Source organism: Tepidimonas ignava, assembly GCF_004342625.1.
In the GTDB taxonomy this organism is placed as follows: domain Bacteria; phylum Pseudomonadota; class Gammaproteobacteria; order Burkholderiales; family Burkholderiaceae_C; genus Tepidimonas; species Tepidimonas ignava.
In genome coordinates this window covers 48,912-70,725 of record NZ_SMAH01000003.1, presented here as the reverse complement: position 1 = coordinate 70,725, position 21,814 = coordinate 48,912, and the positions used below count along the sequence as shown (strand labels likewise).

The 21,814-nt window shown below is 69.8% G+C and carries 21 protein-coding genes; 14 read left to right on the top strand and 7 right to left on the bottom strand.

Annotated elements, in window-relative coordinates; translation table 11 throughout:
- Positions 1–146: 146 nt before the first annotated feature.
- Both clpS and clpA read left to right on the top strand, forming a co-directional pair.
- Positions 147–497, top strand: coding sequence for an ATP-dependent Clp protease adapter ClpS (gene clpS / locus EDC36_RS02920; RefSeq protein WP_132961767.1), 351 nt, complete (start codon positions 147–149; stop codon positions 495–497).
- Between the two features lie 85 nt (positions 498–582).
- Complete coding sequence (clpA, locus tag EDC36_RS02915; RefSeq protein ID WP_132961766.1) at positions 583–2,925, top strand: ATP-dependent Clp protease ATP-binding subunit ClpA; 2,343 nt, start codon at positions 583–585, stop codon at positions 2,923–2,925.
- 73 nt (positions 2,926–2,998) lie between these two features.
- Here the strand turns inward: clpA and EDC36_RS02910 are convergent, their stop codons facing one another.
- Positions 2,999–3,520 carry a methylated-DNA--[protein]-cysteine S-methyltransferase gene (locus EDC36_RS02910; protein WP_132961765.1) on the bottom strand — a complete coding sequence of 174 codons (522 nt, stop codon included), beginning with the start codon at positions 3,518–3,520 and terminating at the stop codon, positions 2,999–3,001.
- Positions 3,521–3,587: 67 nt separating this feature from the next.
- Here EDC36_RS02910 and sbcB point away from each other — a divergent pair, with 67 nt between their 5' ends.
- Positions 3,588–5,054, top strand: a complete 1,467-nt coding sequence (gene sbcB / locus EDC36_RS02905; RefSeq protein ID WP_132961764.1) for an exodeoxyribonuclease I — start codon at positions 3,588–3,590, stop codon at positions 5,052–5,054.
- Here sbcB and EDC36_RS02900 read toward each other — a convergent pair.
- Together EDC36_RS02900 and EDC36_RS02895 are read right to left on the bottom strand one after the other, a co-directional pair.
- The gene (locus EDC36_RS02900) at positions 5,021–7,669 is read right to left on the bottom strand and encodes a sensor domain-containing protein (RefSeq protein ID WP_132961763.1); all 2,649 of its coding nucleotides are present in this window, start codon (positions 7,667–7,669) and stop codon (positions 5,021–5,023) included. The two genes, sbcB and EDC36_RS02900, sit on opposite strands and share 34 nt — an antisense overlap.
- Positions 7,670–7,759: 90 nt before the next feature.
- Positions 7,760–9,280 carry a helicase HerA-like domain-containing protein gene (locus tag EDC36_RS02895; protein WP_132961762.1) on the bottom strand — a complete coding sequence of 507 codons (1,521 nt, stop codon included), beginning with the start codon at positions 9,278–9,280 and terminating at the stop codon, positions 7,760–7,762.
- A 98-nt stretch (positions 9,281–9,378) separates the two neighbouring features.
- Between EDC36_RS02895 and EDC36_RS02890 the strand changes: the two genes are divergently transcribed.
- The 8 genes from EDC36_RS02890 (at position 9,379) to rng (ending at position 16,044) form a co-directional block, all read left to right on the top strand.
- A complete protein-coding gene (locus EDC36_RS02890; protein WP_132961761.1) occupies positions 9,379–10,104 on the top strand; it encodes a YebC/PmpR family DNA-binding transcriptional regulator in 726 nt (241 codons plus the stop codon).
- An 8-nt stretch (positions 10,105–10,112) separates the two neighbouring features.
- Complete coding sequence (gene purD, locus EDC36_RS02885; RefSeq protein WP_132961906.1) at positions 10,113–11,399, top strand: phosphoribosylamine--glycine ligase; 1,287 nt, start codon at positions 10,113–10,115, stop codon at positions 11,397–11,399.
- Between the two features lie 63 nt (positions 11,400–11,462).
- A complete protein-coding gene (hemF, locus tag EDC36_RS02880; protein WP_132961905.1) occupies positions 11,463–12,356 on the top strand; it encodes an oxygen-dependent coproporphyrinogen oxidase in 894 nt (297 codons plus the stop codon).
- Positions 12,353–12,976, top strand: a complete 624-nt coding sequence (nadD, locus tag EDC36_RS02875; protein WP_132961760.1) for a nicotinate (nicotinamide) nucleotide adenylyltransferase — start codon at positions 12,353–12,355, stop codon at positions 12,974–12,976. The genes hemF and nadD overlap by 4 nt, the downstream gene beginning before the upstream one ends.
- Complete coding sequence (gene rsfS, locus EDC36_RS02870) at positions 12,973–13,443, top strand: ribosome silencing factor (protein WP_243646450.1); 471 nt, start codon at positions 12,973–12,975, stop codon at positions 13,441–13,443. Before nadD ends, rsfS begins: the two co-directional genes overlap by 4 nt.
- The gene (gene rlmH / locus EDC36_RS02865; protein WP_132961759.1) at positions 13,440–13,910 is read left to right on the top strand and encodes a 23S rRNA (pseudouridine(1915)-N(3))-methyltransferase RlmH; all 471 of its coding nucleotides are present in this window, start codon (positions 13,440–13,442) and stop codon (positions 13,908–13,910) included. The genes rsfS and rlmH overlap by 4 nt, the downstream gene beginning before the upstream one ends.
- Positions 13,907–14,542 carry a Maf family protein gene (locus EDC36_RS02860; protein WP_132961758.1) on the top strand — a complete coding sequence of 212 codons (636 nt, stop codon included), beginning with the start codon at positions 13,907–13,909 and terminating at the stop codon, positions 14,540–14,542. Before rlmH ends, EDC36_RS02860 begins: the two co-directional genes overlap by 4 nt.
- A gap of 11 nt (positions 14,543–14,553) precedes the next feature.
- Complete coding sequence (gene rng, locus EDC36_RS02855) at positions 14,554–16,044, top strand: ribonuclease G (RefSeq protein ID WP_132961757.1); 1,491 nt, start codon at positions 14,554–14,556, stop codon at positions 16,042–16,044.
- 7 nt (positions 16,045–16,051) lie between these two features.
- Here rng and EDC36_RS13230 read toward each other — a convergent pair whose 3' ends face one another.
- From EDC36_RS13230 to msbA, 4 genes are read right to left on the bottom strand one after another with little or no spacing between them, the layout of a single operon-like run.
- Positions 16,052–16,315: a hypothetical protein gene (locus EDC36_RS13230; RefSeq protein ID WP_207895026.1), complete on the bottom strand. Its 264-nt coding sequence runs from the start codon at positions 16,313–16,315 to the stop codon at positions 16,052–16,054.
- Positions 16,312–16,755: a hypothetical protein gene (locus EDC36_RS13225; RefSeq protein ID WP_207895025.1), complete on the bottom strand. Its 444-nt coding sequence runs from the start codon at positions 16,753–16,755 to the stop codon at positions 16,312–16,314. The genes EDC36_RS13230 and EDC36_RS13225 overlap by 4 nt, the downstream gene beginning before the upstream one ends.
- Before the next feature lie 45 nt (positions 16,756–16,800).
- Positions 16,801–16,989, bottom strand: a complete 189-nt coding sequence (locus tag EDC36_RS13220; protein ID WP_207895024.1) for a hypothetical protein — start codon at positions 16,987–16,989, stop codon at positions 16,801–16,803.
- 47 nt (positions 16,990–17,036) lie between these two features.
- On the bottom strand, positions 17,037–18,812 hold the full coding sequence (msbA, locus tag EDC36_RS02845; RefSeq protein WP_132961756.1) for a lipid A export permease/ATP-binding protein MsbA: 1,776 nt from the start codon (positions 18,810–18,812) through the stop codon (positions 17,037–17,039).
- A gap of 122 nt (positions 18,813–18,934) precedes the next feature.
- On the opposite strand from msbA, the gene tolB reads away from it, so the two are divergent.
- The 3 genes from tolB to ybgF all read left to right on the top strand — a co-directional run bounded on the left by tolB (position 18,935) and on the right by ybgF (position 21,750).
- Positions 18,935–20,248, top strand: coding sequence for a Tol-Pal system beta propeller repeat protein TolB (gene tolB, locus EDC36_RS02840; RefSeq protein WP_132961755.1), 1,314 nt, complete (start codon positions 18,935–18,937; stop codon positions 20,246–20,248).
- Positions 20,249–20,311: 63 nt separating this feature from the next.
- Entirely contained in the window at positions 20,312–20,893 is a 582-nt protein-coding gene (gene pal, locus EDC36_RS02835; protein WP_132961754.1) for a peptidoglycan-associated lipoprotein Pal, read from the top strand.
- Positions 20,894–20,913: 20 nt separating this feature from the next.
- A complete protein-coding gene (ybgF, locus tag EDC36_RS02830; protein WP_243646449.1) occupies positions 20,914–21,750 on the top strand; it encodes a tol-pal system protein YbgF in 837 nt (278 codons plus the stop codon).
- The last annotated feature ends 64 nt before the right edge of the window (positions 21,751–21,814 follow it).

Here is a 21,814-nt window from a genome sequence, read left to right as displayed (position 1 = left end):
CTGCTTGGCAAGGGATCCACGGCGATGGGGTCGCCGATGGTCGGCGGCATGATACCCAACCTGCACCAGGTGGTGCCCCGTAGAGGGCGACCAGCGGACATACCCTCCGACGTGAAAGGCGCGGCGATTTATTGCAGAATGTGCACATGGCCACGACACCCAAGCAACCCGACCTGACCCCGCAGCTGCCGGGTGGCGGCGAAGCGGTGGTGGTGGAACGGCGTCGCCAGCGCGTGCCACCGCCGCGGCTGTACCAGGTGGTGCTGCTCAACGACGACTTCACGCCGATGGAGTTTGTCGTGCAGGTGTTGCAAGAGTTTTTTCACAAAGACCGCGAGACGGCCACGCAGATCATGCTGAAGGTGCACGTGCACGGGCGCGGGGTCTGCGGGGTGTACTCGCACGACGTGGCCACGACCAAGGTCGAGCAGGTGACCCAGGCGGCGCGCGCCGCCGGCCACCCGTTGCAATGCATCGCGGAGCCGGTTGAAACATGAGCGCAACGCCCCATTTATCGGACCATACCCGGCGCACGCGGTGTGTCAGGATGGCCGCAGCATCGTCAGTCGAAGGAAGTGCCCCATGATTGCCCAGGAACTTGAAGTCAGCCTCCACATGGCCTTTGTCGAGGCGCGGCAGCAGCGGCACGAGTTCATCACCGTCGAGCACCTGCTGCTGGCGCTGTTGGACAACCCGAGCGCCGCCGAGGTGCTGCGCGCGTGCAACGCCAACATCGAGGAGTTGCGCAAGCAGCTCACCACCTTCATCAAGGACAACACCCCCATCGTCGCCGGCACCGACGAGGTGGACACGCAGCCCACGCTGGGCTTTCAGCGCGTGATCCAGCGTGCCATCATGCACGTGCAGTCCACCGGCAACGGCAAAAAGGAAGTGACCGGCGCCAACGTGCTGGTGGCCATCTTTGGCGAGAAGGATTCGCACGCCGTGTACTACCTGCACCAGCAGGGCATCACGCGGCTGGACGTGGTCAACTACATCGCGCACGGCATCCGCAAGGGTGACACGCCCGAGCCGGCCAAGGCCAACGACGGGCCCGAGGCCGACGAAGCCGGCGCCAGCGAAGGCGCGCGTGGCAACGAAAAGGCCTCGGTGCTGGAGCAGTTCACGCAAAACCTCAACCAGGCCGCGCGCGAAGGGCGCATCGACCCGCTGATCGGGCGCGAGGCCGAGGTCGAGCGCGTCATCCAGGTGCTGTGCCGCCGGCGCAAAAACAACCCCCTGCTGGTGGGCGAAGCGGGCGTGGGCAAAACCGCCATCGCCGAAGGGCTGGCCTGGCGCATCGTGCAAAAGGACGTGCCCGAGGTGCTGGCCGACGCCACCGTGTACGCGCTGGACATGGGGGCGTTGCTGGCCGGCACCAAATACCGGGGTGACTTCGAGCAGCGCCTCAAAGGCGTGCTCAAGGCGCTCAAGGACCGTCCCGGCGCCATTTTGTTCATCGACGAGATCCACACGCTGATCGGCGCGGGCGCGGCGTCGGGCGGCACGTTGGATGCGTCCAACCTGCTCAAGCCGGCGCTCTCAAGCGGCCAGCTCAAGTGCATCGGCGCCACCACCTTCACCGAGTACCGCGGGATTTTCGAGAAAGACGCCGCGCTGTCGCGGCGCTTCCAGAAAATCGACGTCGTCGAGCCGACCGTGGAGCAAACGGTGGAAATCCTCAAGGGGCTCAAGTCCCGCTTCGAGGAGCACCACGGCGTCAAGTACGCCACCGCGGCGCTGCAAGCGGCGGCGGAGCTGTCGGCCAAGTACATCAACGACCGTCACCTGCCCGACAAGGCCATCGACGTCATCGACGAAGCCGGCGCGGCGCAGCGGGTGGCGCCGCCGTCCAAGCGCAAAAAGACCATTGGCAAGGCCGAGATCGAGGAGATCGTGGCCAAGATCGCGCGCATCCCGCCGGCCAGCGTCTCCAGCGACGACCGCAGCAAGCTGCAAAACCTGGAGCGCGACCTCAAGGCGGTGGTGTTCGGGCAAGACAAGGCGCTGGAGCTGCTGGCGTCGGCGGTCAAGATGGCGCGCTCGGGCCTGGGCAAGCCGGACAAGCCCATCGGGGCGTTCTTGTTCAGCGGTCCGACGGGCGTGGGCAAGACCGAGGCGGCCAAGCAGCTGGCCTACATCCTTGGCATCGAACTCGTGCGCTTCGACATGTCGGAGTACATGGAGCGCCACGCGGTCAGCCGCCTGATCGGCGCGCCGCCGGGGTACGTCGGCTTTGACCAGGGCGGCCTGTTGACCGAGGCCATCACCAAGAAGCCGCACTGCGTGCTGCTGCTCGATGAAATCGAAAAGGCGCACCCGGACATCTTCAACGTGCTGCTGCAGGTGATGGACCACGGCACGCTGACCGACAACAACGGGCGCAAGGCGGACTTCCGCAACGTCATCATCATCATGACGACCAACGCCGGCGCCGAGACGATGCAAAAGTCCACCATCGGCTTCACCACGCAGCGGCAAGCGGGCGACGAGATGGCCGACATCAAGCGCCTGTTCACGCCGGAGTTCCGCAACCGGCTCGATGCCATCGTGAGCTTCAAGCCGCTGGACGAGCAGGTCATTTTGCGCGTGGTGGACAAATTCCTGCTGCAGCTGGAGCAGCAGTTGGCCGAGAAGAAGGTGGAGGTCACCTTCACCGACGCGCTGCGCAAGCACCTGGCCAAGAAGGGCTTCGACCCCCTGATGGGCGCGCGCCCGATGCAGCGGCTCATCCAGGACACGATCCGCCGTGCGCTGGCCGACGAGCTGCTCTTTGGCCGCCTGGTGGACGGCGGGCGCCTGACGGTGGACATCGAAACCCCGGCCGACGGCGGCGAGCCGCAGGTCAAGCTCGACATCCAACCGCTGCCCAAGAAAGACCGCAAGGCCGAGCCGGCCGAGCCCGAGGAAGCCACCGCGGACTGACCTGGTGCCTCCGGCGTGGCCGGGGTGCCAGCGGCACCGATGCCGCCCGCGCACGGCGCGCGGGGCGGTCGTGTTAGGTGGGCCGGGCGCTGGCGGCTTCGGCCTGCAACAGGGCGCGCTTGCGCGCCAACCCCCAGCGGTAGCCGCTCAGCCGTCCGTCGGCGCCCACCACGCGGTGGCAGGGGATGACGACGGCCAACGGGTTGCGCGCGCAGGCGCTGGCCACGGCGCGTGCGGCGTTGGGCATGCCCAGGCGCGCCGCCAGCGCCCCGTAGCTGAGGGTTTGGCCCGGCGCGATGGTGTGCAGCGCCGCCCAGACACGTTGCTGGAAGGGGCTGCCCTGGGGTGCCAGCGGCAGCGGGCACGGGGTGCCCGGGTGGGCCAGCACCTCGCGCAAAACCGCCTGCCACGCGGTGGGCAGCACACCCAGCGGCGCCGGGTGACCCCAGGCGCGGCGCCACAACGTTAGCAACGCCGCGTCGTCGTCGCCCAGCCACAGCGCGTGCAGGCCCTGGGCGCTGGCGGCCGCCAGGGCCCGCCCCCACGGCGTGGGCAAGGTCGTCACCGTCAGGTCGGAGGGTAGGGTGGGGCGCATGCAGTGACTGTAGCACCGCCGCGGTGCCCGCGGGCGCCCAGGCGCCCAGCGGTTACGATGCGCACCGATGAGCCCGGACCACACGACGTTTTACTGGCACGACTACGAGACCTTTGGCCGCGACGCGCGCGTGGACCGGCCGGCGCAGTTTGCCGGGGTGCGCACCGACGCCGAGCTGCGCGAAATCGGCGAGCCGCTGGTGGCGTACTGCCAGCCGACGCCGGACTTCTTTCCCGACCCCCAGAGTTGCGTGCTGACCGGCATCACACCGCAGCACTGTCAGCGCCATGGTTGGCCGGAGCGCGTGTTCGCCGAGCGCATCCATGCGGAGCTGTCGCAGCCCGGCACGATCGGCGTCGGCTACAACTCGATCCGCTTCGACGACGAATTCACGCGCCACCTGCTGTGGCGCAACCTGCTCGACCCCTATGGGCGCGAGTGGCGCGACGGCTGCAGCCGCTGGGATTTGCTCGACGTGATGCGCGCCGCGTGGGCGCTGCGGCCCGAGGGCATCGAGTGGCCGCGCGGCGACGACGGGCAGGTGAGCCTGCGGCTGGAGCATTTGAGCGCCGCCAATGGGCTCACGCACACCCAGGCGCACGACGCGCTGTCGGACGTGCGCGCCACCATCGCGCTGGCGCGGCTGCTGCGTGCGCGCCAGCCACGCTTGTTCGAGTTTGCCTTGGGGCTGCGGCGGCGCGAGCGCGTGATGCAGGAGCTGGGCTTGCCGCGGCTGGCGGCGCAGGCGCGGCCGTTCGTGCATGTGTCGGGTATGTTGGGCGCGGCGCGGGGCTTTTGGGCGGTGATGTGGCCGCTGGCGCAGCACCCGCGCAACCGCAACGAAATCATCGCCTGGGATTTGGCGCACGACCCGCGCGAGCTGGCCGATTTGCGCGCCGACGAGGTGCGCGCGCGCTTGTTCGTGCGCGCGCAGGATTTGCCCGCCGGGGTGACGCGCCTGCCGATCAAGAGCGTGCACCTCAACCGCGCGCCGTTTGTGCTGGGGCAGCTGCAGGTGGTGCGTGGGCCTGTGGCCGAGCGTTGGGGCGTGGACTGGGGCGTCATCGAGCGCAACGCGCAGCGCATCGTGCAGTTGCCCGACCTGAGCGGCCTGTGGGCCGAGGTCTACGCCACGCCGACCGCACGGCCCGAGCCGGATGTGGACGCGGCGCTGTACGACGGCTTCGTCGGCGACGCCGACCGGCGGCGGCTGGCGCGGCTGCGGGCGCTGGACCCGAGGGAGCCGGCATGGCGCGAGATGGGCTTTGACGACGCGCGCCTGGGCGAGCTCGTGTTTCGCTTTCGCGCCCGCAACCACCCGGACACGCTGGACGCTGACGAGCGCGCGCGCTGGCAGGCGAACTGCCGTGCGCGCCTGCTGGACGGGGCGGGCGGTGCCACCCCGTGGCAGACCCGACGCCAGCAACTGCTGCAGGCGCACGCCGAGGCCCGCGCCCGTGGCGACGCGGCCGCGCTGGGTGTGGTGCAGGCGCTGTGGGATTACGCCGCCGCGCTGGGGCTGCCGGTGGGCTGAAGCCAGCGCAGGTGCTCACCGGCGGCGACGCCACGCAGGTAGGCGGGCACCTGGCGCGCCGGCATCGGTTGGGCCAGCCCGTAACCTTGCACGGCGTCGCAGCCCATCGCGCGCAAGGCGTGCAACTGGGTGGGGCGCTCGACGCCTTCGGCCACGGCGGCACGCCCCAAGCGATGCGCCAGCTCCACCGCCGCCAGCACGATGGCAGCGTCGTCGGCGTCGCGGTCCAGGTCGCGCACGAACGTGCGGTCGATCTTGAGCCGGTCGATGGGCAGTTGCTTCAGGTACGCCAGCGACGAGTACCCGGTGCCGAAATCGTCGATCGCGATCGTGGCCCCGGCCTCACGCAGCCGCATCAGCTCCTCGTGCGTGCGTTGCGGATCGCGCATCATCGCGCCTTCGGTGATTTCAAATTCCAGACCCTGCAGCGGTACCTGGCCGTCGTCGCTTTCGCCGCGGCTGGCGGCCACGACACCGATGACGCGGTCGGCCAAGCCCACGCGGTCGAACTGCCGTGCCGACAGGTTGACGCTCAGCGTCAGGCCAGGGTGGTCGCGCCGCCACAACGTGAGGTGGTGCAGCGCGGTGGCGCACACCCAGGCGCCCAGCGCATCGATCAATTCGGCCGAACTCTCGGCCAACGGGATGAACTGCGCCGGGGGCAGCAGCGTGCCGTCCGGCTGGGGCCAGCGCACCAGGGCCTCGAAGCCCAGCAGCGGCAGGCCGTCACGCAGCGCGTGGATGGGTTGGTAGTGCAGCTCCAGCGCGCCGATGCGGATGGCGTCGCGCAGCCGGGTTTCCAGCTCAATGCGGCGCAGCACGGCGTCGTTCATCGCGGGTTCGTAGTAACGCCAACTGGCGCCGCCGTCGGTCTTGGCGCTGTACATCGCGAGGTCAGCCAGGCGCAGCAGCTCGGCGGCCGTGTCGGCGTCCCGGGGCGCCAGTGCGATGCCGATGGAGGGGCTGAGGTACACCCGCTGGGGCGCGGCGGCCTCCCCCACCGCAACCTCGAACGGTTCGGTGAGTGCCTGCAGCAGCTGCATGGCCACGCGGGCGGCCTGGCTGTCGTCGTCCAGATCCGGCAGCGTGACGACGAACTCATCGCCACCCAGGCGCCCGATGAGGTCACTCTGGCGCAGCCGTTGGCGCAAGCGCTGCGCGGTTTGTTGCAGCACGGCGTCACCGGCGGCGTGGCCCAGCGAGTCGTTGACCGGCTTGAAGCGGTCCAGATCGATGAACAGCACCGCCAGCTGGCCCCCGCGACGCGCCCGGGCGGCCAAGGCCTGGTGCAGCTGCTCCAGCCACGCCGTGCGGTTGGCCAGGCCGGTGAGCGTGTCGGTGCGCGCCAGACGCTCGATTTCGGCCTGGGCGCGGCGGCGTTCGGTGATGTCGGTGTAGACCGTCACGAAGCCGCCGGTGCGCAGCGGCTGGCCGCGCACCTCCAGCACGCGGCCGTTGGGGCGCACGCGCTCGAAGTGGTGCGGCTCGAAGCGCAGCGCCCGCTCGGTCAGCGCGCGCAGCATGCCCTCGGGGTCGTCGGTGGGGCCGTACTCGCCACGCTCCACGTTGTAGCGCAGCACATCGCTCAACGTGACGCCCTCGCGCGCCAGCAGCGCGCGCGGCAGGTCCAGCAGCTCCACCAGAAGCTCGTTCCACACCTGGACCTTGAGTTCGCCATCGACCATCGACACGCCGACCGGGATGTTGGCCACCAGGGTTTGCAGCACGTCCACGGTGCGCTCCAGCCGCAGGCGTTGGCGTTGCTCGTCGGTGATGTCGGTGTAGGTCGTGACAAAGCCCAGCAACTCGCCATCGACATGGATCGGCTCGCCGATGACGAGGTGGGTGCGCCCGTTGGGGCGGGTGCGCTCAAGGCGGTGCGGCTCGAAGCGCAGCGCCAGCGCGCGCCGCTCAGCCACGGCTTGCTCGACGTCCACCGGTCCGTACTCGCCCCGGCTGGCCGGTACCCGGATCAGGTCGCCAAAGTCCACCCCCTCGCGCAGCAGCTCGGCGGGCAGCTCCAGCACACGGCCAAATTCGGCGTTCCACACCCGCAGTTTGAGGTCGCGGTCGAACACGCTCAGACCCATCGGCAGGTTGTGCACGATCGCTTCCAGGTACGCGCTGCGCTGGCGCAGGGCCTCTTCCAGCCGCACGCGCTCGGTGATGTCGATGTTGATGCCGTAGGCGATGCGTTGGCCGCTGGCGGGGTCGCGCGTGACGGTGATGCGCAGCAGGTGGTGCGTGACGCGGCCGTCGGGTTGGCGCACGCGGTAGTGCGTTTCGCCCTGGCCGCGTTGGTAGGCTTGCTCCAGTTCCTGGTTGACGCGGGCGCGGTCGTCGGGGACCAGGTGGCGCAGGGCGTTTTCCCGGGCGGCGGCCTCCTCGGGGCCGATGCCGTGCATGCGCCGAAACACCGCCGACCACCACAGCTCGCCGCTGTCGAGGTTGCGGCGCCAATGCGCGATGTCGAGCCGGTCCAGCAGCTCGGAAAAACGCTGGCGCTCGTCGTCCAGCAGCCCCTGGGTGCGGCGCTGCCGATCGTGGGCGCGCCACCACGCCCAGCCTGCCGCAGCGGCGCAGGCCCACCCGAGCAGGGCAAACGCAATCAGCATGGTGTGGCAGGCCGCTTCATGGTGGTTGCAGTATAGGCGCCGTCCGCGGCGCAGGGGGCTCGGAATTACCCGCAACGCCGCCAGGCCGGGTCAACGGCGTCGGCTGCTGCCACCCACCAGGCCACCCAACAGCCCGCGCACCAGTTCACGTCCGAGCTGGGCGCCGACCTGCCGTACCGCCGTCTTGACCACCGTCTGCACCAAACCGTCGGTCTGACCACCGCGCGGCCCGGTACGGCCCAACAGCAGCTCACCGACCAGGCCACCCAAGCCGGTGCCTGCCGTGACGGTGGGCGCCGCGGTTGCGGACGCGGCGCCAGCCGCCCCCGCGCCGCCGGCGTGGGCGGCGCGCAGCCGTTCGTAGGCGCTTTCGCGGTCCACCGCTTGCTCGTACACCCCGGCCACGAGCGAGCCGCGCAGCAGCGCCGCACGCTCCTCAGGGGTGATGGGGCCCAGCCGGCTGGCCGGCGGCAACACCCAGGCGCGCTCGGTTTCGCTGGGGCGGCCTTTGGCGTCGAGCAGGCTGACCAACGCCTCGCCGACGCCCAGTTCGGTGATGGCGCGCTCCAGGTCGAGCCCTGGCTTGGGTCGCATCGTTTGCGCGGTGGCCTTGACGGCTTTTTGGTCGCGCGGTGTGTAGGCACGCAGGGCGTGCTGGATGCGGTTGCCCAGTTGGCCCAGGATGCTGTCGGGCACGTCCAGCGGGTTTTGCGTCACAAAGTACACCCCCACGCCCTTGGAGCGAATCAGCCGCACGACCAGTTCGATGCGCTCCAGCAGCACCGGTGGCGCGTCGGCGAACAGCAGGTGCGCTTCGTCAAAGAAAAACACCAGCTTGGGTTTGTCCAGGTCGCCCACTTCGGGCAGCGCCTCGAACAGCTCCGACAGCAGCCACAGCAGAAACGCGCCGTACAGGCGCGGCGCGGTCAGCAGCTTGTCGGCGGCCAGGATGTTGACGACGCCACGCCCGTCGACGGTCTGCATCAGGTCGGCGATGTCGAGCATCGGCTCGCCAAAAAAGCGCTCGGCGCCTTGTTGTTCCAGCGTCAGCAGGCCGCGCTGGATGGCGCCCACGCTGGCGGCGCTGATGTTGCCGTACTCGGTGGTGAATTGGCGCGCGTTGTCGCCGACGTGCTGCAGCATCGCGCGCAGGTCCTTCAGGTCCAGCAGCAACAGGCCCTGGTCGTCGGCGATCTTGAACACCAGGTTGAGCACGCCGGCCTGGGTGTCGTTGAGGCCCAGCATGCGTGCCAACAGCAGCGGGCCCATGTCCGACACCGTGGCGCGCACGGGGTGGCCTTGTTCGCCGAACACGTCCCACAGCGTCACCGGGCAAGCGGCCGGCTGCGGGGCGGGCAGGCCGCGTTCGGCCAGCACCTGGGCCAGTTTGCCCTCGATGCGGCCGGGCTGGCTGATGCCGGTCAGGTCCCCTTTGACGTCGGCCAGAAACACCGGCACGCCGTGGCGCGAAAACCCTTCGGCCAGCGTTTGCAGGGTGACGGTTTTGCCGGTGCCGGTGGCGCCGGTGATCAGGCCATGCCGGTTGGCCTTGTCCAGCAGCAGGTGGCACTCGGTGGCGTCACGTCGGGCGACGAGGATGGAAGCGCTCATGGGTCGTGGAGGATCGGGTTGCAACAGGGGTGCCGCGTAGAATAACGGATTGCCCCTGCGGGGGCTGGACGAACGACGCAAACGACGACGAGGTTCGCATGGCAGGACATTCCAAGTGGGCCAACATCCAGCACCGCAAGGCGCGGCAGGATGAAAAGCGCCAGCGCATCTGGACGCGCGTGGTGCGCGAGATCATGATCGCGGCGCGCCAAGGCGGTGGTGACCCGGCGGCCAACCCGCGCCTGCGGCTGGCGATCGAAAAGGCCAAAGCGGCCAACATGCCCGCCGACACGATCAAGCGCAACATCGACAAAGCCACCGGCAACCTGGAAGGTGTGCAGTACGAGGAGGTGCGCTACGAGGGCTACGGCATCGGTGGCGCGGCGGTGATCGTGGACTGCATGACCGACAACCGCGTGCGCACGGTGGCCGAGGTGCGGCATGTGTTTTCCAAGCATGGCGGCAACCTCGGCACCGAGGGTTCGGTGGCGTTTCAGTTCCAGCACTGCGGGCAGATCGTGTTCGAGCCCGGCGTGTCCGAAGACAAGGTGATGGAAGTGGCGCTGGAAGCCGGCGCCGACGACGTGCTGACGCAGGATGACGGCTCGATCGAGGTGCTGACCGCGCCGACGCAGTTCGAAGCGGTGCGCGACGCGCTGCAAGCCGCGGGGTTGAGGCCGGCGATGGCCGAGGTGACCTGGCGTCCCACCAACACCGTGGCCTTGAGCGGCGAGGACGCGCAGCGCATGCAAAAGCTGCTGGACGCGCTGGAAGACCTGGACGACGTGCAGGAGGTGTTCCACAACGCGGAGCTCGACCTATGAGCGGCGGGCTGCGCATCCTGGTGGTGGGGGGGGGCGGCCGCGAGCATGCGCTGGCGTGGAAGCTGGCGCAGTCGCCGCAGGCGGCGCAGGTGTTCGTGGCGCCGGGCAACGGCGGCACCGCGCGCGACCCGCGTCTGACCAACGTGCCGCTGAGCGACGTGGCGGCGTTGCGCGACTGGGCGCGCGAGCAGCGCATCGACCTGACCGTGGTGGGGCCCGAAGCGCCGCTGGCCGCCGGCATCGTCGATGCCTTCCGGGCCGCGGGGCTGCGCATCTTCGGGCCGACGCAGGCCGCGGCACGCCTGGAGAGCTCCAAAGCCTTTGCCAAAGCGTTCATGCAGCGCCACGGCATCCCGACCGCGGCGCACGAGACCTTTGCCGACGCGGCCGCCGCGCACGCCTACGTCGAGCGCGTCGGCGCGCCCATCGTCGTCAAGGCCGATGGCCTGGCCGCCGGCAAAGGCGTGGTGGTGGCGATGACGGCCGCCGAGGCGCACGAGGCGATCGACTTCATGCTGCTGGACAACCGGCTGGGCGTGCAGCACAACGCCGAGGGCGCGCGCGTGGTCATCGAGTCGTACCTGGAGGGCGAGGAAGCCAGCTTCATCGTGCTGGTGGACGGCGAGCACGTGCTGCCGCTGGCCACGAGCCAGGACCACAAACGGCTGCTCGACGGCGACGCCGGCCCCAACACGGGTGGCATGGGGGCCTATTCGCCCGCGCCCGTGGTCACGCCCGAGGTGCACGCGCGCGTGATGCGCGACATCATCGAGCCCACCGTGCGCGCCATGGCGGCCGAAGGCACGCCCTACACGGGCTTTTTGTACGCCGGGCTGATGATCGCGCCGGACGGCACGCCGCGCACGCTGGAGTTCAACTGCCGCATGGGCGACCCCGAAACCCAGCCCATCCTGATGCGGCTGCGCAGCGACCTGGTGCCGGTGCTGCTGGCGGCCACCGAAGGGCGGCTCGACCAAGTGACGCTGCAGTGGGACGAGCGCGTGGCGCTGGGGGTGGTGGTGGCCGCCGAGGGCTACCCTCTCAACCCTCGCAAGGGCGACGTCATCGAAGCGCTGCCGGCCGACGGCGACGACGCCATGGTGTTCCATGCCGGCACCGCGCTGGACGCGACCGGGCGCTTGGTCGCCAGCGGTGGGCGGGTGCTGTGCTGCACGGCCCTGGGCACGGATGTGGCCGCCGCGCGCGCGCGGGCCTACGCGCTGGTCGATGGCGTGCGCCTGGCCGGCATGCAATACCGGCGTGACATTGGCCACCGGGCGCTGGCGCGCGGTTGAGGCCGCGCGGCCACCCTGGGCGACCTTCAGAGGAGAGCAGCCGTGAACGACCCGGTGCCTACGATGCGCGAGTACCTGCTGGGCTTGCAGGCACGCATCACCAGCGCGATCGCCGAAATCGACGGGCGATCGTTCCTGTCCGACGCCTGGGAAAAGGAGCCCGGCAGCACGCTGCAAGGCAGCGGCGTGACGCAAATCCTGGAAGGCGGCGAGGTGTTCGAGCGCGCCGGCTGCGGGTTTTCCCACGTCAGCGGCCCGCGGCTGCCGCCCTCGGCCACCCAGCACCGGCCGGAGCTGGCGGGCGCGCCCTTCGAGGCGTTGGGCGTGTCGCTCGTGTTCCACCCGCGCAACCCGTACGTGCCCACCGTGCACATGAATGTGCGCATGATCACGGCACGCCCCCAGGGTGGCGCTGCGGTGAGCTGGTTCGGCGGCGGCATGGACCTGACGCCGTACTACGGCTTCGAAGAGGACGCGGTGCATTTTCACCGTACCTGCGCGCAGGCGCTGGCGCCGTTTGGCGACGACAAATACCCGCGCTTCAAAGCCTGGTGCGATGACTATTTTTGCCTGCGCCACCGGGGGGAACAGCGCGGCATCGGCGGCATTTTTTACGACGACCTCACCGAACTCGGCGTCGAAGGCGGGCTGGCGCTGACACGGGCGGTGGGGGATGCCTTTTTGCACGCCTACGTGCCCATCGTGCAGCGGCGCAAGGACACGCCTTACGGTGAGCGCGAGCGCCAGTTCCAACTGTACCGGCGTGGTCGCTACGTCGAGTTCAACCTGGTGTGGGATCGTGGAACGCACTTCGGCTTGCAGTCGGGCGGGCGCACCGAGTCGATCCTGCTGTCGATGCCGCCGCTGGTGCGCTGGGCCTACGACGAGCGACCGGCGCCGGGCACGCCGGAGCATCGCCTGCTGACCGAATTTTTGGTGCGACGGGATTGGTTGTGAGCGAGCGGCCAGCCCCGCAGCGGCGCCGTGTCGGTGTGCTGGGTGGGGCGTTTGACCCGCCCCACCGCGCGCACCGGGCGCTGGCCGAGGCGGCGCTGGCGCAGCTAGACCTCGATGCGCTGCACATCGTGCCCACCGGGCAGGCCTGGCACAAGGCACGCCCGCTGACCGACGCGGCGCATCGGCTGGCGATGTGCCAACGGGCGTTTGGCGATTTGCCCGGCGTGGTGCTGGACGCGCGCGAGCTGCGGCGCACGGGGCCTTCGTACACGGTGGACACGCTGACCGAGCTGCGTGCCGAGCACCCCGCGGCCGAGCTGTTGCTGCTGCTGGGGGCCGACCAGTGGGCGGCGCTGCCCACCTGGAAACGCTGGCGCGACGTGCTGGCGCTGGCCACGGTGGTGGTGGCGCAGCGGCCGGGCTGCGTCGCCCCAGGTCCACCCGGGGCCTGTGCCCTGAGCTTGGAGCTGCCGCCGCTGCCGGTCAGCTCCACCGCCGTGCGTGCAGCCGTGGCCGCAGGCGCCGACGAAGCGGCGCTGCGCGCGCTGGTGCCGGTGGCGGTTGCGCGGTATATTGTCGAACACGGTTTGTACCGTCTCCCTTCACCCACCGATCCATGACCGACACCGCCGCCCAACGCCGCATCCAAATACTTCAGCGTGCCATCGTCGATGGCCTGGAAGACGTCAAAGCGCAGGACATCCGCGTGTACGACACGCAGGCGCTCACCCCGCTGTTCGAGCGCGTCATCATCGCCAGCGGCACCTCCAACCGCCAAACCAAGGCGCTGGCCGCCAGCGTGCGCGACAAGGTCGTGGAGGCCGGCTTTCCCAAGCCCCGGCTGGAGGGCGAGGACAACGGCGAGTGGATCATCGTCGACTGCGGCGCCGCCGTCGTGCACGTGATGCAGCCGGCCATCCGCCAGTACTACCGGCTGGAGGAGATTTGGGGCGACAAGCCGGTGCGGCTGCGTCGCGCGGCCACGCGGACCGCCGCTTCGGGGACCGCCCCTGCCACCACCGCGGCCCCAGCGTCCAACCGGGCGCCGCGGCGCCGGCGTCCCGCAAGCGCTGCCGATCCAGCATGAAAATCCACGTGCTGGCCGTCGGGCAGCGCTTGCCCGACTGGGCCGAGGCCGCGTGCGCGGATTACTTGAAGCGCTTTCCGCCAACGCAGCGCGTCGTGCTGCAGACCGTCAAAGCCGAGCCGCGCACCGACACGCGCGGGGCCGAGGCCTGCATGGCCGCCGAAGCCGAGCGGCTGCGTGCCGCCCTGCCCAAAAGCGCCCACGTGGTTGCGCTGGACGAGCGCGGCCAGCGCTGCACCACCGAGCAGCTCGCCCAACGCTGGCAACGGTGGCAGCATCTGGGCGCCGACGTCGCGCTGTTGATCGGCGGCCCTGATGGGCTGAACCCGGCGTTGCGCGAGCAGGCCCACGAGCGGCTGCGCCTGTCGGACCTGACGTTGCCCCACGCGCTCGCGCGCGTGGTGCTGTTGGAACAGTTGTACCGCGCCTGGTCCATCGTTCACGGACATCCTTACCACCGCGCATGAGCCCGCCCGACCTGCCCACCGATGGCCGCCCCTGGGTCTATCTGGCGTCGCAAAGCCCGCGCCGCCACGAGCTGCTGCGCACCTGGGGCGTGACACCGGTGCCGCTGCTGCCCGACGCGCACGAAGACCCCGAGGAGCTGGAAGTGCCCGCACCGAACGAGCCGCCCGCCGCCTACGTGCGGCGTGTGACGCGCGCCAAGCTGGCCGCGGCGGTGGCCCGCCTGCGCCGCCGCAGCTGGCCGGCGGGCGTGGTGCTGAGCGCCGACACCACGGTGGCCGTGGACGGCGCGATCCTGGGCAAGCCCACCGACGCCGCCGACGCGGCGGTGATGCTGGCGCGCTTGAGCGGGCGTGCGCACGAGGTGCTGACCGCCGTGGCGGTGGCGCACGGCCCGCGGCGCTGGCTGCGGCTGAGCCGCTCGCGGGTGCTGTTCAAGTGGCTGACCTCGGCGGAGATCGACGCCTACGTCACCAGCGGCGAGCCGATGGGCAAAGCCGGCGCTTACGCCATCCAGGGTGTGGCGGCGCTGTGGGTACGGCGCATCCATGGCAGCCACAGCGGCATCGTCGGCCTGCCGGCGTTCGAGACCGGCGAGCTGCTGGCGCGCGCCGGCCTGACCCCGCTGCGGTAACCTTGCACGCCATGACGCACGACATCCTCATCAACTGGTCGCCGCAGGAAACGCGCGTGGCCATCATTGAGCAAGGCGCGGTGCAGGAGGTGCACATCGAGCGCGCGCTGGAGCGCGGGCTGGTGGGCAACATCTACGTCGGGCGGGTGCAGCGTGTGCTGCCGGGCATGCAGTCGGCGTTCATCGACATCGGCTTGGAACGCACGGCATTTTTGCATGTGGCCGATTTGCTGCCGCACATCCAGCAGCGGTTCGGCCCCGCGCGCGCCGACGCCGACCACGGGGGCGGGCGCCCCGCGCCGCCGCCCATCGAGCGCCAGGTGTTCGAGGGCCAGTCGCTGCTGGTGCAGGTGCTCAAGGACCCCATCGGCAGCAAAGGCGCGCGGCTGACGGCGCAGATCAGTATAGCGGGGCGGCTGCTGGTGTTTCTGCCGCACGACGAACACATCGGGGTGTCGCAAAAAATCCCCAGCGCCCAGCGCGAGGCCCTGCGCCAGCGCTTGCAGTCGCTGGTGGGCGAGGGCGGCGGTGGCTTCATCCTGCGCACCAACGCCGAAGACGCCAGCGACGAGGAGCTGGCCGATGACATCGCCTACCTGCGCAAAACATGGCAGCGCATCCGCGAGCGTGCCAACAGCGCCCGCCCCCCGACCCTGCTGTACGAGGAGCTGACCCTGGTGCAGCGCGTGCTGCGGGATTTGGCCACGCCCGCCACGCGCTCGATCCAGGTCGACTCGCGCGAGCAGTTTGCCGCCTTGCAGGCGTTTGCCCAGGAATACACGCCGCAGGTGGCCGAGCGGCTGCAACTGTACCGTGGCGAGCGGCCGATTTTCGAGCCCTTTCAAGTGGACGAGGAGATCCTGCGCGCGCTGGGCCGGCGCGTCGACCTCAAAAGCGGCGGCTACCTGATCATCGACCAGACCGAAGCGCTGACCACGATCGATGTCAACACCGGCGCGTTTGTGGGCGCGCGCAACTTCGACGACACGGTGTTTCGCACCAACCTAGAAGCCGCGCAGGCCATCGCGCGGCAGTTGCGGCTGCGCAACCTGGGGGGCATCATCATCATCGACTTCATCGACATGGCGCGCGAAGAGCACCGCGAAGCCGTGCTGGCCGAGCTGCGCAAACAACTGGCGCGCGACCGTGTCAAGACGATGGTGGGGGGCTTTTCGGCGCTGGGGCTGGTGGAAATGACGCGCAAGCGCACGCGCGAGTCGCTGGCGCAGATGCTGACGGAAACCTGCCCGGCGTGCGACGGCCGCGGCCGCGTGCGCACCGCGCGCACCGTCTGTTACGACATCCTGCGTGAGATTTTGCGCGAGGCGCGCGCCTTCAACCCACGCGAGTTTCGCATCGTGGCCGCGCCCGCGGTGATCGAGCGTTTCCTGGACGAGGAAAGCCAGCACCTGGCGGGCCTGTCGGACTTCATCGGCAAGCCGATTTCGCTGCAGAGCGAAAGCGCCATGACGCAAGAGCAGTACGACATCGTGCTGCTGTAGGGCGACTTCACATCCCCCACACCCCCACCGTGCGGCTGCCGACTTGCTCGGTGCGCTGCCAGATCTTGTCGTCCCATGGGATACCCGGCCGGCGGTCAAAGACGATCAGGTGCGCCTCATCCGCGCCGCAGTGGTCGGCGTACTGCGCCGTCTGGGCCAGCCCCTCGTGCAGCGTGGCCTCCAGGCTCTTGTGCACGATCTTGAGCTCCAGCACCACCCGCTGCAGCGGCCCCAGCAGCCCCTGCGCTTCGTCGATCGGCCACTCGATCAAGAGGTCGGTGCGCCGCCGCCCCAAGCCATACTCGCGGCTGATGCGCCCACCGCCGTTGACGATGCGCTGCAAAAACGCCTGCAGCAGCAGCTGTGGGCCAGCTTCCTGTACTGAAAGCGCTCGATCCAGGCGTCGGCGTTTTCGCGGAAGAACTGCTGAAACGCCGCCAGCAGCTTGGGCATGTCGAGCCGGCGCTCAGGCGTGAGGTACCAGGCCTGCTCGTGCGCGATGGTGATTTGCCGCGTCCAGGTCAGCTCGCGCGGAATGACTTCGGGGTAGATGCGGTTGGCGATGCGCAGCTGCGGGCGGGTGGTGATGAGGCCAAGGTCGACCACGTACTCCACGTCGTCGGTGGGCAACGTGTCATCAGAATGCTCGCTGGCCAGCAAGCGGCTGATGACGCGGTGCACGCGCTGCTCGCGCACGCCGCACAGCACCACCGTTTGCGGAAAAGCCTGCGGGCGCTGCGCGTAGCCGGCGCGGATTTAGCGCAGCAGTGAAATGAGCGTGCCGCCCACCAGCGCGTCGACCTCATGCGGGGCGTGCAGCACGACGTAGCGCTGCGCTTCGACCAGCGCTTCGATCTCTTGCAAATCCACCCGCTCCAGCGGATCCAGCAGGTAGTGCAGCTCCGGCTTGCTGGGGCCGGCGGTGTTGAATTGCTTTTCGGCCATGGGCGCAGTGTAGCGGGCAGCGAGGCCAAACCACAGCGGGTCGTGCGTCACCCCTGGGGGCCGTCGCCAGCAAAAGCCGCCTCGCCACGCGCGTGCAGCCGCGCGTACAGGCCATCCGCGGCCAGCAGTTGCGCGTGCGTGCCTTGTTCGACCACGCAGCCTCCTTCCAGCACCACGATGCGGTCAGCGTGTTCGATGGTGGACAAGCGGTGCGCGATGACCAGCGTCGTGCGCCCGGTCATCAGCCGTGCCAGGGCTTGTTGCACCAGCCGCTCGGAGGTGTTGTCCAGCGCCGACGTGGCCTCGTCCAGGATCAGCACCGGCGCGTCTTTGTAGATGGCGCGGGCAATCGCCAGCCGTTGACGCTGTCCGCCCGACAGTTGCGCGGCGTTGTGGCCGACCACCGTGTCCAGCCCTTGGGGCAGCGTCGGCCACCAGTCGTCCAAGTTGGCCGCGGCCAGGGCCGCCTGCACGCGCGCGTCGTCCGGGTTGGGGTCGCCCAGCGCGACGTTGGCGCGCACCGTGTCGTTGAGCATCACGACGTCTTGGCTGACCATGGCGAACTGTCGCCGCAACGCCACCAGGTCCCACTCGCGCACGTCGCGCCCGTCCAGCAAGACCCGTCCGCGGCTGGCCTCGACAAAGCGCGGCAGCAGATTGACCAGCGTGGTTTTGCCCGAGCCCGACGGGCCTACCAGCGCCACCACCTCGCCGGGTTGGACGTGCAGCGTCACCCCCTGCAGCGCGTGCCCGGCGCCGTGGCGGTATTGCACCCACACGTCGTCCCACGCGATGGCGCCGTGGACGCGGGGTGTGTCGTGCTGTCCGCCGGCTTGCAACGGCGTGGCCTCCAGCAGGGCCAGCCCGCGCTCCAGCGCCGCCAGCCCGCGCGTGATCGGCGTGGCGATGTCGGCCAGTTGGCGCAGCGGCGTCACCAGCATCAGCATCGCGGTCACGAAGCCCACGAAGCTGCCCACCGACACCCCACCTTGCGCCTGCACGAGCGCCATCACGATCACCGCCGACAACGCCGCCGCCGCCAGCAGCTGGGTCAGCGGGGTCATCAGTGCGGCGGCCACGGTGCTCTTGAGCGCCAGGCCGCGCAACGTCTGGTTGAGGCGGTCGAACCGCTGCTGTTGCTGCGCCTGCGCTTCGTGCAAGCGAATCAGTCGGTGGGCCAGCACGTTTTCTTCGACGACGTAGGCCAGCGCGTCGGTGGCGTCCTGGCTGCGCCGTGTCACCCCGTACAGCCGCCGCGACAGCACCCGCATGCCCCACGCCATCGGCGGAAACATCGCCAGCACCACCAACGTCAGCGCCCAGTTGAGCCACAGCAAATACCCCAGCAGCGCCACGATGGTGAGTGCCGTGCGCACCGCTGTCAGCAAGGCCCCGACCAGTTGCCCGGCGCCGTTGTTGACCTCGTACACCACGGTGTTGGCCAGTTGGCTGGCGTTGTGCTCGGCGAACAGGCGCAGCTCCGCGTGTCCCAGCCGCTCGAACAGCACGCGGCGCAGCGCCACCATGCCACCGTTGGCGGTGTAGGCCAAGCCGTATTGGGCGACGAAGGTGGCCAGTCCCCGCAGCGCAAACAGCCCGATCAGCGCCAGTGGCACCGCCCACAGCGGCACCTGCCCGGCGACAAACCCCTCGTCCAGCAGCAGTTTGAGCAACGCCGGGATGGCCGGCTCGGTGGCGGCGGCCAGCAGCGCGCCGAGCAACGCCAGCCCCAGGCCGACCCGGGCAGGGCGAAAATACGGCCACAGCCGCCGCAAACGCTGATGCAGCGGGGCCGAGGGCGGGGTGGGGGCGGTGGATGTCAACGTCGATCCAGGGGGGTGGGGAACTCGGTCGTACCGGCCAGCGTTCCAACCGCGAAGGCGCTTGGCCGATCCGTTATTATCCGTTCCTCGTCTGGGCGAGTCTCCTGGGCGACGTATTGCGCATGACGACGACCTCCTCGATCGACCCTTTTCCAGATAACCCCTGGGCGCTGCATCGGCGGCAGTGGCTGGGCGCGGCCGCCGCAGCGCTGGCGGCGCCGTGGGCGCGCGCGCAGTTCCGCGTCGAAGTCACCGGCGTGGGCATGCAGCAGATTCCCTTTGCGGTGGCGCCGTGGCGCGTACCGGGTGGCCTGCCGCAGGATGTGCCGGCGATCGTTGCGGCCGACCTGGTGCGCAGCGGGCTGTTGCGGCAAGTGCCCAGCCAGACCCAGGGCCTGGACGAAACCACCCGCCCGGATCTGGCGCCGTGGAAGGCGCAAGGGGTGGATGCGCTGATCACCGGCAGCGTGCGCCCATTGGCCGATGGCCGCTTTGATGTGCGGTTTCGGCTGTGGGATGCGGTGCGCGGCACCGACCTGGGCGGGCAAAGTTACCCGGTCGGCGCGGGTCAGTTGCGTTTGGCGGCGCACCGCATCGCCGACTACGTTTACGAAAAACTGACCGGCGAGCGCGGGGTGTTTGCCACCCGCATCGCCTACGTTGGCGAGCAGGGGGGACAACACCGCCTGTGGGTGGCCGATGCGGATGGCGAAAACGCCCAGCCGGCGTTGACCAGCCGTGAGCCGATCATCTCGCCCGCTTGGTCACCCAACGGCGCGCAACTGGCCTACGTGTCGTTCGAAGCGCGCAAGCCCGTCATCTACGTGCACGACATCGCCACCGGACGGCGGCGGCTGTTGGCCAGTTTTCGTGGTTCCAACAGCGCGCCGGCCTGGTCGCCCGACGGTCGCCGGGTGTACGCGACGCTGACGCTGGCCGGCAGCTCGCAGATCTACGCGCTGGACCTGGACGGTGGCCAGCCGCAGCGCATCACGCAGACCGGGGGCATCGACACCGAACCGGCCTTCGCGCCGGACGGCAAATCGGTGTACTTCGTCAGCGACCGCGGCGGCTCGCCGCAGATTTACCGCATGACCCCGGATGGGCGCGAGGTGACGCGCGTCACCTACGATGGCGGCTACAACATCTCGCCCGCCATCAGCCCCGACGGCCGCCACATGGTCTACGTCACGCGTCAGGGCGGCGCGTTTCAGTTGCGCCTGATGGACCTGAGCAGCGGCGCCGTGACGGCGTTGACCGACACCCAGGCCGACGAGAGCCCGGGTTTCGCGCCCAACGGCCGCCTGATCATTTACGCCACCCGCACCCAGGGGCGCGAAGCGCTGATGACCACCAGCCTGGACGGCCGCGTCAAGGCCCGCCTCAACGCGCGAGGCAACGTGCGCGAGCCCGACTGGGGCCCGTGGATGGCTTGAGGTCTCGACACCATGGCGATGCCCAACGTTTTGGATCCCCTTCAACCCAACGACATGAACCCGATGAACAAGCGACCCACCTCCGCGCGCCCGCTGGCGCGTCTGACCCCGTTCGTGCTCGCCGCCGCGTTGATGGCGGGGTGTTCAAGCGTGCCGCTGGATGAAGGCGGCGCCCCGGTGACCGACCGCAGTCCGGCGCCCGTCGGCGCGGGCGGTGAGGGCGGCGCCGCAGGCGGCGCGGCCAGCGGCGGTGTGGACGGCCGTGCGGTCACCCCGGCGCAAGCGGCGCCGGCCGAAACGGCGCAGCCGCCGGCCAACGTGGCGCGGGTTATTTACTTCGATTTTGACTCGTACGTCGTCAAGCCCGAGTACATGGCCACGCTGGAAGCGCACGCGCGCTTCCTCAACGCCGACCGCAAGCGCCGCGTGGTGCTGGAAGGCCACACCGACGAGCGCGGTGGCCGCGAGTACAACCTGGCGCTGGGGCAAAAGCGCGCCGACGCGGTGCGCCGTGCGCTGGCGCTGCTGGGCGTGCAGGACGAGCAAATGGAGTCGGTGAGCTACGGCAAGGAAAAACCGGCCGTGCCCGGCAGCGGCGAGGAGGCCTGGAGCCGCAATCGCCGCGTTGAATTCGTTTACCGCTGAAGCGCAGCAGGAGCGTGCCGATGATGCCCAACCACCGCAGCGGCCGAAGCGTGCCGAACCGTACACCGCGCCTGGGGGCTTGGTGGCTGGCGTTGGCCCTGCTGGGTGGGGTGGCGCAGCCGGCGTGGGCGCTGTTCAGCGACGACGAGGCGCGCCGCGCGATTTTGGAGTTGCGTGGCCGCGTCGAGGCGCAGCGGCAGGCGCTGGAGGCGCAGCGTCAAGAGCTGGAAGCGGCGCGGCAGCGCGTGGCCGAGCTGGAGGCGGCGCTGGACCCGGCGCGCCGCGGGTTGCTGGAGCAAACCAACCAGCTCGAAGCGTTGCGGCGCGAACTGGCGCAGTTGCGTGGGCAGCAGGAGCAGCTGGCGTTTCAGTTGGCCGAGCTGCAGCGCCAGCAGCGCGACGCGTGGGCCGCGCTGGACGAGCGCTTGCGCGCGCAGGAGCCGGTCAAGGTCTCGATCGAAGGGCAGGAGTTCACCGCCCGGCCGGAGGAAAAGGCCGCGTTCGAAGGCGCGATGGCGGCGCTGCGGGCATCGGAGTTCGCCCGCGCGGCGCAGCTGTACGCCGACTTCGTGCAACGTTACCCCCAAAGCGGTTATGTGCCGCTGGCGCTGTACTGGCGCGGCAACGCCTTGTACGCCACGCGCGACTACAAGCCTGCCATCGACGCGTACCAGCGCTTGCTGGACGCCTACCCGCGCCACCCGCGCGCGCCCGAGGCGATGTTGGCCATCGCCAGCTGCCAGGTTGAACTCAAGGACGTCAAGGCCGCACGGGCCACCTGGCAGGCGCTGGTGCAGCGCTACCCCGACAGCGAAGCGGCTGCCGCGGCGCGCGAACGTTTGAGCCGTCTGCGGTGACGGTTCGCGCAGCCGCCTGACGTCCGCAAGCGGCGCGGGCCCGCTCTACAATCGCGTCCCGACC

Excerpts from the sequence above, each read along its gene's own strand:
- EDC36_RS02860 (WP_132961758.1), top strand. The coding sequence starts at position 13,907 with ATGAGCCCGCCCGACCTGCCCACCGATGGCCGCCCCTGGGTCTATCTG.
- pal (WP_132961754.1), top strand. The coding sequence starts at position 20,312 with ATGAACAAGCGACCCACCTCCGCGCGCCCGCTGGCGCGTCTGACCCCG.
- EDC36_RS02900 (WP_132961763.1), bottom strand. The coding sequence starts at position 7,669 with ATGCTGATTGCGTTTGCCCTGCTCGGGTGGGCCTGCGCCGCTGCGGCA.
- EDC36_RS02895 (WP_132961762.1), bottom strand. The coding sequence starts at position 9,280 with ATGAGCGCTTCCATCCTCGTCGCCCGACGTGACGCCACCGAGTGCCAC.
- ybgF (WP_243646449.1), top strand. The coding sequence starts at position 20,914 with ATGATGCCCAACCACCGCAGCGGCCGAAGCGTGCCGAACCGTACACCG.
- EDC36_RS13220 (WP_207895024.1), bottom strand. The coding sequence starts at position 16,989 with ATGGCCGAAAAGCAATTCAACACCGCCGGCCCCAGCAAGCCGGAGCTG.
- EDC36_RS02890 (WP_132961761.1), top strand. The coding sequence starts at position 9,379 with ATGGCAGGACATTCCAAGTGGGCCAACATCCAGCACCGCAAGGCGCGG.
- clpS (WP_132961767.1), top strand. The coding sequence starts at position 147 with ATGGCCACGACACCCAAGCAACCCGACCTGACCCCGCAGCTGCCGGGT.
- EDC36_RS02910 (WP_132961765.1), bottom strand. The coding sequence starts at position 3,520 with ATGCGCCCCACCCTACCCTCCGACCTGACGGTGACGACCTTGCCCACG.
- rsfS (WP_243646450.1), top strand. The coding sequence starts at position 12,973 with ATGACCGACACCGCCGCCCAACGCCGCATCCAAATACTTCAGCGTGCC.
- rng (WP_132961757.1), top strand. The coding sequence starts at position 14,554 with ATGACGCACGACATCCTCATCAACTGGTCGCCGCAGGAAACGCGCGTG.
- sbcB (WP_132961764.1), top strand. The coding sequence starts at position 3,588 with ATGAGCCCGGACCACACGACGTTTTACTGGCACGACTACGAGACCTTT.
- tolB (WP_132961755.1), top strand. The coding sequence starts at position 18,935 with ATGACGACGACCTCCTCGATCGACCCTTTTCCAGATAACCCCTGGGCG.
- clpA (WP_132961766.1), top strand. The coding sequence starts at position 583 with ATGATTGCCCAGGAACTTGAAGTCAGCCTCCACATGGCCTTTGTCGAG.
- rlmH (WP_132961759.1), top strand. The coding sequence starts at position 13,440 with ATGAAAATCCACGTGCTGGCCGTCGGGCAGCGCTTGCCCGACTGGGCC.
- hemF (WP_132961905.1), top strand. The coding sequence starts at position 11,463 with ATGCGCGAGTACCTGCTGGGCTTGCAGGCACGCATCACCAGCGCGATC.